Raw genomic sequence first — 12,918 nt, forward strand, 5'->3', positions numbered from 1 at the left:
GCCGGGCGGGCCCGGCGGGCCGGGCCAGGCCCGGCTGCCGAACTCAGGCCGAACTCGGGCCGAACCATGCCGGGCTCAGGCCGGCGTCAGCCCTTGCGGGCCACCCCGCCGTACATGCTCACCCGGTCCGCACCCTGGGTCGGCTCCGCCTCGGGGCGCCAGAGCGGCACGGTCACCACCTCCGGCTCCAGCAGCTCCAGCCCGTCGAAGAACTGCCGGACCTCCGCACGCGAGCGGCCGACCAGCGGCGCCGTCGCCTTGGTGTAGACACCCGTCACCCGGTCGCGGACCTCCGGCGGGATGAAGTCCGCCGTGCCGTGCGAGAGCACCAGGTAGCTGCCCGGCGCCAGCGCCGCCAGCAGCTCCGCCACGATCCGGTAGGGCTCGTCCTCCTCGGGGACGAAGTGCAGGACCGCCGCCAGCACCAGCGCCACCGGCCGGTCGAAGTCCAGGAGTTCGCGCACCTGGGCGGCGGCCAGGATCCCGGCCGGGTCCCGCAGGTCGGCCTGCATGACGTGGGTGCGGCCCCGGCCCATCCCCGCCATCAGCGCGCGGGCGTGGGTCAGCACGATCGGGTCGTTGTCGACGTACACCACGCGGGCCTGCGGATCGACCTGTTGGGCGATCTCGTGGGTGTTGCCGGCGGTCGGGATGCCGGTGCCGATGTCCAGGAACTGGTCCACGCCCTGCTGCGCGACGTGGCGCACCGCGCGCTGCAGGAAGCCGCGGTTGGCCCGCGCGGTGGACCGGAACTCCGGGTTCGCCGCCAGGGCCCGCTCGGCCGCCTCGCGGTCGGCGGGGAAGTTGTCCTTCCCGCCCAGGTAGTAGTCGTACATCCGGGCGGGGTGCGGTATCTCGGGCCGCAGTTCCGCGGAGTCCGCGACCTCCTGCTGCCGGACGCTCTGCTGCTCCCCCACGACGACCTCCGCCTTCCCCTGCTGCCCCCGGGCCGGCGCCGCCGACCGGTCCCGCACTGCTCCGTCCGCGCACAGCCTAGGTGTTCGGACGATCATCCGGTGGCCGGACGGCCAAGTCGACCGCCGCCGGACACCTGACGTACCGCCGCCGTACAGCCGGTGCGCCGGACGGGGCCCGGCAGCGGTCACCCGCTCGGCCGGGCCCTGCAACCGCGGACCCGGTCGCCGGCGTCCTACCCGGCAGGCCGGCCCGAGGCGGGCCGAGCGGTGGAGGGCAGGTAGACGTCATGGGTTTTGTCGCGTGGATAGTCCTGGGGCTGGTGGCCGGAGCCATCGCCAAGTTCCTGCTGCCGGGCCGCGACCCGGGCGGCCTGGTGGTCACCACGCTCATCGGGGTGGCCGGCTCCTTCGTCGGCGGCTGGATCTCCTCCCGGGTCTTCGACCGGCCGGTCACGGCCCAGTTCTTCGACCTGACCACCTGGGTCTCGGCGATCGGCGGCGCGCTGGTGCTGCTGATCCTCTACCGGATCTTCTTCGGCAACTCCCGCAGCTGAACGGCGCCCCGGCGCCCCGGCACACGGCACTCGGCGTCCGCCTGCGGTGCTCGGCGCTCGGCGCCCTGAGTCCTGGGCCCGGCACCCGGTTCTCGGGTGCCGGGCCCAGGTGCGTCAGGCCTCGGCCGTGACCCAGCCGGGCAGCTCCTCGCGGGCCGCCAGCCAGGGCGCCGGCACCTCGGCCAGGCCCGTCCGGGCGGCGACCACGCCGGCCGCGACGGCGCAGGTGGTGTCCATGTCCCCCCAGCCCGCCAGGGTGTGCCAGATCGCCTCGGGCAGTGAGTCCAGCCGCCCGGCGGCCGCCCACAGGGCGAACGGCACGGTGTCCGGGGCCGAGATCAGCGAACCCGAGCCCAGCACCACGGCGGCATGCCGGACGGACGTCCCGTCCGCCAGCCGGGCGGCCACCCGCAGGCCGGAGCGCACGTCGCTGTCGGGCAGCCGGCCGGCGACCTCCGTCAGCAACTCGGCCCGCCCGGGCGCCTCCTGGCCCCGGCTGCGCGCCGCGAACGCCGCCGCCAGCGCGACCGCCACCGCCCCGGCCGTCGCCTCGGGATGGAAGTGCGTGGTGAGCGCCTGCAGTTCGGCCTGCTCGGCGACCAGGTCGAGGTCCTCCGCGAACCAGGCGCCGAGCGGGGCCACCCGCATCGCCGCGCCGTTCCCGTGCGACCCCTGGCCGCCGAACATCCCCGCGGTGACCGCCCGCCAGTCGGCGCCGTCCTGGACCGCCCGCAGCACCTGGTGCATCGAGGGCCCGTACTTGCGCCCGTACACGGCGGTGTACTCCGCCGCGAAGCCGCGCGCCAACTCGTCCTGCCGCACGGTGCCGTGGTCGATCAGGTGGCGGACCAGCACCAGGGCCATCGCGGTGTCGTCCGTCCAGTGCCAGGGTGCCGGGCGCGGCACCCTGGCGGCCAGCTCGGCCGCCGCCCGGTCGGCCGGGACGGAGAACCAGCGGTCGCCGAAGGCGTCGCCGAGGGCGAGACCCTGCAGACTGTCGAGGGCCGGGACGGGCGCGCGCATGATTCCCTCCTGGGGGAGCGGACGAACGCGGGCCAGTCTGCCGCTGCCCGGCGGCAGCGGCGAGGGCTTTTCCGGGCCGGACAACGCCGCGCCCCGGGCGGAACCGCCCCCGGTCAGTGCGAGCGCAGGCCGTTCAGCAGGAGCGACCAGACGGCCTCGAAGTCCTCCTCGACCTTCGGGGCGGACCACTGGGCGGCGTACTCGGGGTCGTGGAAGCGCGCGGTGGCGTGGAACACCGCCCGGGCGGCGGTCCCGGCGTGGGACGGCGTGAACGCCCCCTGGTGGATGCCGTCCTGGAGGATCGAGGCGATCTGGCCGGTGAGCGTCTCGATGTGCGCCTCGACGGTGTCGCTGGCCTCGCCGACCAGGGTCATGTAGGTGGCGAACAGCTCGGGGTCGTCCAGCGCCTTCTTGCGCTTCGCGGCGAAGAGCGTCGCCAGCCAGCGGTGCAGGCGCTCGACTGCCGGGCCGCGCTCGACGGTGATGGTGGCCAGCTGGTCGTGCGCCTGGTCCAGCCAGCGCTGGGTCACGGACTCGCGCAGCGCCGCCTTGCTCGGGAAGTGGCGGTACACGCTCCCGTGGCTGACGCCCAGCGCGCGGGCGATGTCCACGACGGTGGCCTTCGCCGGGCCGAACCGCCGGAGGACGTCCTCCGCCGCGCTCAGGATCTGCTCGGGAGTGAGTGCGTTGTCCGTGGTCACGGGGAGGTACGTCCTTACGGGGTGAAGCGGCGTGCCGCGCCGGCCCGCCGGCGGCCGCCGGCGCTGGTGGTCACTGCTCGCTGTCGAGGTCGGCCATCTGAGCCGCAGCGTACCTGTCCCCGGCGGCGGACCCGGCCGGGACGGCGGCTTCCACCGCGGCCAGCTCGGCGGCGTCGAGCGTGACGTCCAGTGAGCCGAGGGCCTCCGCGAGGCGGTCCCGGCGGCGGGCGCCGACCAGCGGGACGATGTCCTGGCCCCGCGAGGCGACCCAGGCGATGGCGACCTGCGCCACGCTCGCGCCCTTGGCGTCCGCGATCTCCCGCAGCGCGTTGACCAGCCGCAGGTTGTGGGTGAGGTTCTCACCCTGGAAGCGCGGGCTGAAGCCGCGGAAGTCCGTGCCGGGCAGGTCGCGGGTGTCCTTCCAGTGGCCGCTGAGCAGCCCGCGGGAGAGCACGCCGTAGGCGGTGACGCCGATGCCGAGTTCGCGGGCGGCCGGCAGGATCTCGGCCTCGATCGACCGGGACAGCAGGGAGTACTCGATCTGCAGGTCGCTGACGGGGTGCACGGCCGCGGCCCGGCGCAGGGTCTCGGCGCCGACCTCGGAGAGCCCGATGCGCCGGACGTACCCGGCCTGCACCAGCTCGGCGATCGCGCCGACGGTCTCCTCCACCGGCACCCGCGGGTCCAGACGGGCGGGGCGGTAGATGTCGACGTGGTCGGTGCGCAGCCGGCGCAGGGTGTAGGCGAGCGCGGTCTTCGTGGCCGCCGGGCTCGCGTCGTAGCCGAGCCAGCTGCCGTCCGGGCCGCGCTGGGCGCCGAACTTCACGCTGATCTGCACCGAGTCGCGGTCGCGTCCGCGCAGCGCCTCGTGGATGAGCAGCTCGTTGTGGCCCATGCCGTAGAAGTCACCGGTGTCGAGCAGGGTGACGCCCGCGTCGAGGGCGGCGTGCACGGTGACGATGCTCTCGGCCTCGTCGGCCGGGCCGTAGAGGTCGGACATGCCCATGCAGCCGAGGCCGAGGGCGGAGGTGGTGGGGCCGGTGGTGCCAAGAGTGCGGGTGGGGTGGGTGGGGTGGGGGTGGGTGGTGCCGTACGGACGGGTGGGGGAGGTCATGGCAGGTCCTTGCGGTGGGTGGAGCGGATGGTTCGAGGGGTCGCCGGGGCGGCCGCTGTCAACTATGGACTATCGGATAACAGATTTCAATATCTGTCATCCGATACCCGTCATCGCATATCTGTCGTCCGTCATCCGTGATCGGTTATCGGTCATCTCCGCCGGCGGCCTGGCCCGCCTGCCAGGTCTGCCGGCCCTCCGGCCCCGGCCCGCCCCGGACCCGTGCCCTCCGGCCCCGCGCCCGCCCCGGTCCGCTCAGTCGGTCACCTGGCTCCCGCTCTCGTACGCCAGCTCGACGTACTCGGGGTGCCGGAGCATCCACGCCTTGATGAAGGGGCAGGTGGCGAGCACCGGCAGCCCCCGCGTCCGCGCGTCGTCCAGGGCCGCTCGGGCCAGGGAGCCGCCGATCCCCCGGCCCTCGAAGGCGGGCCCGACCACCGTGTGCGGGTACACCACCAGCCGGTCGTTGCGGATGTACTCGGCGAAGCCTGCGAGGGTGTCGCCCGCCCAGGCCTCGAACCTGCCCTGCTCCGCGTTGTCGCGGATCGCGACCGCCATCCCGGACTCCTCTGCTCGGACTCGACCCGATCCGGAGCCGGGGTCGGCCCCCGGCCATCTTCGAGTCGCCCCGAGCCGCCCGGCCGCAGACTCGCCCGCCCCGGTGGCCCGGCCACCCCCTTGCGGCCCTCGCGTCCCGGCCGGGCGCCTCGGCCGGGCCTCCCCTGCGCGGCCCTTGCGCGGCCGCTCCCGAGCCTTGTCCCCGGCTTGTCCCTGCCTGGTTCGCGCCTTGCCCGCGCCTTGTCCGCCCCTTGCCCGGGCCTTGTGGTCGCGGGCGCCCACGGCTCGGCCGGCCCGGGGCGGGGGCCGCCCGGACCGGCCGCTCCGGGCGCACAACTCCCGTGGCCGGAACTGCCGGTTCGGCCTCCGTCTCGTACCGGACGCTGACCTCGTGTCACCCATCCGGCGTGGATCGGGCGTGCCCGGGCCGTTTGCGCTGCCGATCCGCGGTGCGCGGTCCATGGTGGAGATGGGCGCGATCCGGCGACCGCGCTCGCGCGTCGATCCAGGCCCGCGCGCCGTGCGCCCTGCGCCGATCCTCCGGCGGGGCGTCCGAGGCAAGGTCCGGAACCGGCGTGCTGGGAGCAGGGCCACCTCGCAGGAAACCGAACGGTTCTTCTAGGCTCACGTCTCGGCTACCCCTGCGGCGGTGCCGCCACTGCGCCGTCGCACCGAAGCCGCCGTACACGGGGGCGCCGGATCGGACCGGGGTCCCCGGATCGAGCGAGGAGGACGCAATGTTGCCAGTCATGCCGCCCAGCCGTTCCACCGCACTCCGGCCGTCCGGGCCTGCCAGGACGACCCGACCACCGGCGGTCGCCGCCAGCACGGGGTGTCCCGGACGGTTCGGATCGTCCGCCGGGCAGGGCGCGCCGGTCCGCCCGTCGAGTACCGGCGGCGGTCGGGGAGGCGTGCGTTGAGCCCGCATGCGGTCAGGCCGCCCGTCGCTCCCGTCGCGTCCGTAGCTCCCGTCATCCCCCTCGGTCCTCTCGCCGTCGTCGCGCCGTCCTCCGTGCTCCCGGTGCCGCCCGTGGTGGCGGCCGGGGCCCGCGCGGTCGCCGCGGCGCCCACCGCCGTCTCCTCCGCCGTCCCGTCCACCGCGTCGGCCCCGCCCGTCACGTCCGTTCCGGCGAAGCCGGCCCCCGCCACGGCTCCTCCCGCCACGGCTCCTCCCGGTGCCGCGCGTCCCACCGCCGCACGCCCCACCGCCGCACGCCCCACCGCGGCCGTCTCCGTCGCCCCGCTTCCCCCCGCCCCGCCTTCCGCCACCCCTGGCGGGCCCGCGTCGGGGCCTGCCGCGCCCGCCGCCCCCGCGTTCGCCGCCCCGGGCGAGGCGGACGGCCAGGTGCCGGACACCGCCGCACTGCCCGGCCTGCCGCGGGCACTCAGTGCGCGGGCCCGGACGCTCGCCGGAGCCGTCCGGCGCCGGTGCGCGGACCTGGCCCGGATGGAGTCGCCGAGCGGCGACGCACCCCGGCTGGACGCGTTGGCCGAGGAACTGGTGGCGGGCTTCGAGGCCACCGGCGCGGTCGCCCGCCGCGAACCCGGCCCGGCCGGCGACCACCTGGTGCTCACCTGGGCCGGGGAGGACGAGAGCCTGGCCCACCTGCTGGTGGTCGGCCACCACGACACCGTCTGGCCGGCCGGGACGCTCGCCGACTGGCCGGTCACCGAGCAGGACGGCCTGCTCAGCGGCCCCGGCGTGCTCGACATGAAGGCCGGACTCGCCCTCCTGGAGGGTGCCTTCGCCCTTCTTGCCGACCTCGGCCGGCGTCCGCACCGCCCGGTGCGGCTGGTGGTGGTCTCCGACGAGGAGGTCGGCAGTCCGGACGGCAAGCGTCTGGTCGAGCGTCAACTCCCCGGGGCCGCAGCCGTCCTGGGGCTGGAGCCGCCGCACCCCGACGGCCGGCTGAAGACCGCCCGGCGGGGCAGCACCCGGGTGCTGCTGACGGTCACCGGACGGGAGGCGCACGCGGGGCTCAACGCCGCGGAGGGCACCTCGGCGGTGGACGAACTCGTCGACCAGCTGGTCGCGGTCCGCGGGCTGGCCTGCCAGCCCGGGACGGAGCTGAACACCGGCCGGATCAGCGGCGGATCGCGGGCCAACGTGATCGCGGGCCGGGCGGAGGCCGAACTCGGTCTGCGTTTCGCGACCCCCGAGGCCCAGCGCCGCACGCTCGACCACCTCGCCCAGCTGACCGCGCTGCGGCCCGGCGCCCGGGTGCGGACGGAGGTGCTGTCCAGCCGTCCGGCCTGGCCCGAGCGTTCGGGCAACCCGCTGCTGCGCCACGTCCGTTCGCTGGCGGCGGCGCTCGGCCAGCAGGTCGACGGCGCGCCGGCCGGTGGCGCCGGTGACACCAACATCGCCGGCGCGCGCGGCCTGCCGACGCTGGACGGCCTGGGCGCGGTCGGCGCCGGTCCGCACGCCCGGCACGAGCACATCCGGGTGGACCAGCTCGCGCCCCGGATCGCCCTGCTGGCCGCCCTGTTGGCCGTCCCGCTGCCACGACTGCGGGAGCGGCCCAAGGGGTAGCCCCACGGGGTGCTCCCAGGAGCCGGGCCCGCGGGCCGGTACCAGGAGCGGGGGCCGAAGGAGCACCTGAGGGGAAACCCGAAGGGCGGGAACCCGGGGGTGGCCCCGCCGTCCGGATGCGCGAACTCCGGACGGCGGGGCCACCCCCGGTCAGCAGCTCAGCAGCTCGGCCGGGGAGTCCGCCGGTGTCCGTCCCGCCCACGGTGCCCGCCCCCGCGACCGGCCCGCACCCTGGCCCGCGCCGCCCCGCGCCCGCTTGCCGCCCCGCGCCCGCTTGCCGTCCCGCGCCGTCCCGCGCCGCCCGACCGCGCCGCCCCCCGCAGGGCCGCCGCAGGCCCGGACGGGTCAACGTTCGCCGCCGGTCGCCGCGTCCCGCCCCGCAAGCCTTGTCACGAGGGTGCCCAGCCCGCACAATGGAACCGACCGAACGGTCAGTCGGGATGATCGCCAAGGCCCGGCCGCCGTGCCGGGCCGCCCGGGGTGGCGCGACCGAGATGGGAGCCGTGGTGACAGCAGACGTGGCGGAGCAGGTGCAGGCGGAGCGGTTCGAGGCGGTGATCGCCGCCGAGCAGCGGATCGAGCCCCGCGACTGGATGCCCGACGCCTACCGCGCGACCCTGGTCCGCCAGATCGCCCAGCACGCGCACTCCGAGATCATCGGCATGCAGCCGGAGGGCAACTGGCTCACCCGGGCGCCCTCGCTGCGCCGCAAGGCGATCCTGCTGGCCAAGGCCCAGGACGAGGCGGGCCACGGGCTCTACCTCTACGCCGCCGCCGAGACGCTGGGCGTGGACCGCGCCGAGCTGACCGAGAAGCTGGTCTCGGGCCGGCAGAAGTACTCCTCGATCTTCAACTACCCCACGCTGACCTTCGCCGACGTCGGGGTGATCGGCTGGCTGGTGGACGGCGCGGCGATCTGCAACCAGGTGCCGCTCTGCCGGTGCTCGTACGGGCCCTACGCCCGTGCGATGGTGCGGATCTGCAAGGAGGAGTCCTTCCACCAGCGGCAGGGCTACGAACTGCTGATGACGATGATGCGCGGCACCGAGGGCCAGCGCCGGATGGTGCAGGACGCGGTGGACCGCTGGTGGTGGCCGTCCCTGATGATGTTCGGCCCGCCGGACGGGGACTCACCGAACACCGCCCGCTCGATGGCCTGGCGGATCAAGCGGCACACCAACGACGAGCTGCGTCAGCGCTTTGTCGACATGTCCGTACCGCAGGCCGAGCACCTCGGTGTCACCCTCCCGGACCCGGCGCTGAGCTGGAACGAGGAGCGCGGCAGCTGGGACTTCGGCGAGCCCGACTGGTCCGAGCTCAAGCGGGTGATCCAGGGCGACGGCCCGTGCAACGCCCAGCGCGTCGACCGGCGGCGCCAGGCCCACGAGGACGGTGCCTGGGTCCGCGAGGCGGCCCTCGCCTACGCGGCGAAGCGCCGGGCCGAGGCCGCCCGGGGCGGCGACGAGCACGGAGAAGCAGCGATCAGCACGGAGGAGCAGCGATGAACGGGATCCAGGCCGGCTGGCCGCTGTACGAGGTGTTCGTCCGCCCCCGGCGGGGCCTGAACCACGTCCACGTCGGTTCGCTGCACGCGTCCGACGACCGGATGGCCCTGCTCTCCGCCCGTGACCTGTACACCCGCCGCAACGAGGGCGTCAGCCTCTGGGTGGTCCGCTCGGACGCGATCACCGCCTCCGCCCCGGACGAGCAGGACCCGTTCTTCGTGCCCGGCGGCGACAAGGTCTACCGCCACCCGACCTTCTACGACATCCCCGAGGACGTCCCGCACATCTGAGGCGGGCGGTACCCGGCGGGAGCGGAAAGCGCGAGACGGAAGTGGACACAGTGACGGGAACGGACCACGCGATGACCGACCACCACGCGATGCCCGGCCACCACGGGGCGGGCGACGACCACGTCTACCTGGCCCTCAGCGAGGCCGGTCCGGAACCCGACGGCGAGGCCCGCTGGGCGTACGGCACCGGCTTCTCGGACCCGCTGCTGGGCGTGGACACCACCGTGCCGGCGGGCCTGGACGGCGCCGACCTCGCCGCGTACTGCCTGATGCTCGGCGACGACGCGCTGGTGCTGGCCCAGCGGCTGACCGAGTGGTGCACCCGGGCGCCCGAGCTGGAGGAGGAGGTGGCGCTGGCCAACCTCGGCCTCGACCTGCTCGGCCAGGCCCGGCTGCTGCTCACCCGGGCCGGCCAGGCCGACGGCAGCGGCCGCGGCGAGGACGAGCTGGCGTACTGGCGGGAGGAGCACGAGTTCCGCAACGTCCGCCTGGTCGAGGCGCCGAACGGGGACTTCGCCCACTCGGTGGCCCGGCTGCTGCTCTTCGCCACCGCCCGCGGGGCGCTCTACCGGCTGCTGGCCGGCCACCCCGACCCGGTGCTCGCCGCGGTGGCCGCCCGCGGGGTGCTGGAGCTGGCCTACCACCAGGAGTACGCCACCGCCTGGACGCTGCGGCTCGGTGACGGCACCCCCTACTCGGCGGCCCGGATGCAGGCCGGCCTGGACGCCGTCTGGCCGCTGCTGGACGAGCTGTTCGTCCCGCACGCGGTGGAGCTGCGGATCGGCGCCGACCCGTCCGCGCTGCGGGAGCCGGTGCTGCGCACGCTCGCCGCGGTGCTCGCCGAGGCGGGCCTGACCGTGCCCGAGGCCCGGCCGCTGGCCTCCGTCGGCGGTCGGGCCGGCCGGGACGGGGTGCACACCGAGGCGCTCGGGCCGCTGCTCGCCGAGTTCCAGGTGGTGGCCAGGGCGAATCCGGGTGCGACATGGTGACGGCCCCGGCCGCCGCCTGGGACGTCGCCGCGGCCGTCCCCGATCCCGAGCTGCCGATGCTGACCCTGGCCGAACTGGGCGTCCTGGCCGGGGTGGAGACCGAGGGCGGGGCCGTCACGGCCTGGCTGACCCCGACCTACTCGGGCTGCCCGGCGATCGCCGAGATGGCCGCCGACGTGGACGCCCGGCTGCGGGCGGCCGGCTACCCGGACGTCCGGGTCCGGCTGCGGCTGGACCCGCCGTGGTCCACCGACCGGATCACCGAGGACGGGCGCCGCAAGCTCGCCGAGGCCGGGATCGCCCCGCCGGGGCCGGCCGGCCCGCCGCTGCTGCGGCTCGGGCCGACCAGGCACCGGGTGGTGTCCTGCCCGCAGTGCGGCGGCACCGACACCGAGGAGCTGTCCCGCTTCGGCTCCACGGCCTGCAAGGCGCTCTGGCGCTGCCGGGACTGCCGTGAGCCCTTCGAACGCATCAAGGAGATCTGAATGACCGTCCGCCGACCGGTCTTCCACCCGCTGCGGATCGCCCTGGTGGAGCGGCTCTGCGAGGACGCCGTGGCGGTCACCTTCGACGTCCCGGACGCGCTCGCCGAGGAGTTCGCGTTCCGCCCCGGCCAGACGCTGACCCTGCGCCTGGTGCTGGGCGGCGTCGACGAGCGCCGCTCGTACTCGATCTGCGCCCCGGCCGGCGGCCCGCTGCGGATCGCCGTCCGTGAGGTGCCGGGCGGGCTGTTCTCCCGGCGGCTGGTCCGCGAGGCCCGCGCGGGGGACGAGATCGAGGTGCTGCCGCCGGGCGGGCTGTTCAGCCCGGAGACCGACATCCCCGGCGAGCACGTGCTGGTCGCGGCGGGTTCCGGCATCACCCCGATGCTGTCGATCGCCGGCTCGGTGCTGGCCGCCGACCGGACGTCCCAGGTCACCCTGCTGTACGGGAACCGGCGCAGTGACACCGTGATGTTCGCCGACGAGCTCGCCGACCTCAAGGACCGCTACCTCGGCCGGTTCCAGCTGCTGCACGTGCTCTCCCGGGAGACCCGCGACGCCGAACTGCTCACCGGGCGGCTGGACCCCGAGCGGGTCGGTGCGCTGCTGAACGCCCTGGTGGACATCCCCAAGGTGGACCACTGGTGGCTCTGCGGCCCGTTCGGCATGGTGACCGGGGCCAAGGAGCTGCTGGCCGGGCTCGGCGTGCCGGCCGACCGGGTGCACCAGGAGCTGTTCCACGCGGACGACGAGCCCGTCGCGGACCGCCCCGAGGCGTCGGTGGACGGCGAGTCGAGCGAGGTCACCGTGGTGCTCGACGGCCGCGGCAGCACCCTGGCGCTCCCGCGCGACCGCTCGATCCTGGACGGCGCCCAGCGCTCCCGGCCGGACCTGCCGTTCGCCTGCAAGGGCGGCGTCTGCGGCACCTGCCGCGCCCTGGTGACCGAGGGCGAGGTCGAGATGCGCCGCAACTTCGCGCTGGAGGAGAAGGAGCTGGCCGAGGGCTACGTGCTGACCTGCCAGGCCAGGCCGGTGACGGACCGGGTGACGGTCGACTACGACCGCTGAGCCGGTACGCCGGCCGGGCGCCGGGCCGGGTCGCCGAGCAGCCGGACGATCCCGTTGACGGCCGCCCGCCCGGCCCGGTTGGCGCCGACGGTGCTGGCCGAGGGCCCGTAGCCGACCAGGTGGATCCGCGGGTCGGCGGCGGCCCGGGTGCCGTCCATCCGGATACCGCCGCCCGGGCCGCGCAGCCCCAGCGGTGCCAGGTGCCCGGCCTCGGGCCGGAACCCGGTGGCCCAGACGATCGCGTCCACCGCCAGCTCCTCCGCGCCCCAGGCGACGCCGTGCTCGGTCAGCCGGTCGAACATCGGCCTGCGGTCCAGCGCGCCCAGCTCCCGGGCCCGCCGGTACGCGACGGACGGGCCGAGCCCGGTCACGCTGACCACGCTGCGCACCGGCAGCCCCTGCCGGACCCGCTCCTCCACCATCGCCACCGCCGCCCGCCCGGCCTCCGGGCTGAACGGGCCGTCGCGGTAGACCGGCGGGGTGCGGGTCACCCAGACCGTCTCGGCGACCGCCGCGACCTCCGAGAGCACCTGGATCGCGGACGCGCCGCCGCCGACCACCAGCACACGGCGCCCGGCGAACTCCTCCGGGCCCCGGTAGTCGGCGTAGTGCAGCTGCCGCCCGGCGAACCGGCCGGGGTAGTGGGGGAGGAAGGGCCTGGTCCAGGTGCCGGTCGCGTTGATCAGCGCCCGGGCGGTCCAGCGGCCGGCGTCGGTCTCCACCAGCAGCCGGGAGTCGGGCAGCGTGCGGACGGCCCGGACACGCACCGGGCGCACAACCGGCAGCGCGTGCCGGGCCTCGTACGCCGCGAAGTAACCCGGCACCACCTCGCGCGCCGGGGCGGCCGGGTCCGGCGGGGGGAGCTCGAAGTCGGGGAGGTCGTGGAAGCCGTGCACGGTGGCCATCCGCAGCGAGGGGGAGCGGTGCGCCCAGGCGCCGCCCGGGGCCTCGTCGGCGTCCAGCACGACGAAGCCGCCGCCCCCGGGGCCCGCTCCGGCCGGCAGGTCGCCCGGCCGGGCCGTGACCGGGGCGAAGCCGCGCCGGCGCAGGTGGTAGGCGGCGGACAGGCCGGCCTGCCCGGCGCCGATCACCACGACGTCCACGTCGACGGCGGCCTCGCGCGGGCCGGTCCCGGCCCCGCCGACTTCGGTTGACCCGTAAACATTCACGCCCGTGAAACATCG

13 protein-coding genes are annotated in these 12,918 nt (G+C 75.7%); 7 read left to right on the top strand and 6 right to left on the bottom strand.

Annotation, left to right across the window (positions count from 1 at the left end):
• Positions 1–86: 86 nt before the first annotated feature.
• Positions 87–917 carry an SAM-dependent methyltransferase gene (locus IE329_RS05375; RefSeq protein WP_308438339.1) on the bottom strand — a complete coding sequence of 277 codons (831 nt, stop codon included), beginning with the start codon at positions 915–917 and terminating at the stop codon, positions 87–89.
• A 287-nt stretch (positions 918–1,204) separates the two neighbouring features.
• Here IE329_RS05375 and IE329_RS05380 point away from each other — a divergent pair, with 287 nt between their 5' ends.
• Complete coding sequence (locus tag IE329_RS05380; RefSeq protein ID WP_190209643.1) at positions 1,205–1,471, top strand: GlsB/YeaQ/YmgE family stress response membrane protein; 267 nt, start codon at positions 1,205–1,207, stop codon at positions 1,469–1,471.
• A 114-nt stretch (positions 1,472–1,585) separates the two neighbouring features.
• Here IE329_RS05380 and IE329_RS05385 read toward each other — a convergent pair whose 3' ends face one another.
• From IE329_RS05385 to IE329_RS05400, 4 genes are all read right to left on the bottom strand, one after another.
• Positions 1,586–2,494 (bottom strand): ADP-ribosylglycohydrolase family protein, encoded by a 909-nt coding sequence (locus tag IE329_RS05385; RefSeq protein ID WP_190209644.1) that lies wholly within the window; start codon positions 2,492–2,494, stop codon positions 1,586–1,588.
• Positions 2,495–2,607: 113 nt separating this feature from the next.
• A complete protein-coding gene (locus tag IE329_RS05390; RefSeq protein WP_190209645.1) occupies positions 2,608–3,195 on the bottom strand; it encodes a TetR family transcriptional regulator in 588 nt (195 codons plus the stop codon).
• A gap of 70 nt (positions 3,196–3,265) precedes the next feature.
• Positions 3,266–4,309, bottom strand: a complete 1,044-nt coding sequence (locus IE329_RS05395) for an aldo/keto reductase (protein ID WP_190209646.1) — start codon at positions 4,307–4,309, stop codon at positions 3,266–3,268.
• Between the two features lie 255 nt (positions 4,310–4,564).
• On the bottom strand, positions 4,565–4,867 hold the full coding sequence (locus tag IE329_RS05400; protein WP_190209647.1) for a GNAT family N-acetyltransferase: 303 nt from the start codon (positions 4,865–4,867) through the stop codon (positions 4,565–4,567).
• A 1,345-nt stretch (positions 4,868–6,212) separates the two neighbouring features.
• Between IE329_RS05400 and IE329_RS05405 the strand changes: the two genes are divergently transcribed.
• From IE329_RS05405 to paaE, 6 genes are all read left to right on the top strand, one after another.
• Entirely contained in the window at positions 6,213–7,400 is a 1,188-nt protein-coding gene (locus IE329_RS05405; RefSeq protein WP_229927189.1) for a M20/M25/M40 family metallo-hydrolase, read from the top strand.
• A 494-nt stretch (positions 7,401–7,894) separates the two neighbouring features.
• Entirely contained in the window at positions 7,895–8,905 is a 1,011-nt protein-coding gene (gene paaA / locus IE329_RS05410) for a 1,2-phenylacetyl-CoA epoxidase subunit PaaA (RefSeq protein WP_190209856.1), read from the top strand.
• Positions 8,902–9,195 (top strand): 1,2-phenylacetyl-CoA epoxidase subunit PaaB, encoded by a 294-nt coding sequence (paaB, locus tag IE329_RS05415; protein ID WP_190209648.1) that lies wholly within the window; start codon positions 8,902–8,904, stop codon positions 9,193–9,195. The genes paaA and paaB overlap by 4 nt, the downstream gene beginning before the upstream one ends.
• A 71-nt stretch (positions 9,196–9,266) precedes the next feature.
• Positions 9,267–10,184 (top strand): 1,2-phenylacetyl-CoA epoxidase subunit PaaC, encoded by a 918-nt coding sequence (gene paaC / locus IE329_RS05420; RefSeq protein WP_229927190.1) that lies wholly within the window; start codon positions 9,267–9,269, stop codon positions 10,182–10,184.
• Positions 10,178–10,669 (top strand): 1,2-phenylacetyl-CoA epoxidase subunit PaaD, encoded by a 492-nt coding sequence (gene paaD, locus IE329_RS05425; protein ID WP_190209649.1) that lies wholly within the window; start codon positions 10,178–10,180, stop codon positions 10,667–10,669. Before paaC ends, paaD begins: the two co-directional genes overlap by 7 nt.
• Positions 10,670–11,734 carry a 1,2-phenylacetyl-CoA epoxidase subunit PaaE gene (paaE, locus tag IE329_RS05430; protein ID WP_190209650.1) on the top strand — a complete coding sequence of 355 codons (1,065 nt, stop codon included), beginning with the start codon at positions 10,670–10,672 and terminating at the stop codon, positions 11,732–11,734.
• Here the strand turns inward: paaE and IE329_RS05435 are convergent.
• Positions 11,722–12,837 (bottom strand): NAD(P)-binding domain-containing protein, encoded by a 1,116-nt coding sequence (locus tag IE329_RS05435; RefSeq protein ID WP_229927220.1) that lies wholly within the window; start codon positions 12,835–12,837, stop codon positions 11,722–11,724. The genes paaE and IE329_RS05435 overlap by 13 nt on opposite strands.
• Between the last annotated feature and the right edge of the window lie 81 nt (positions 12,838–12,918).

Source organism: Kitasatospora indigofera (assembly GCF_014655955.1).
Classification (GTDB): domain Bacteria; phylum Actinomycetota; class Actinomycetes; order Streptomycetales; family Streptomycetaceae; genus Kitasatospora; species Kitasatospora indigofera.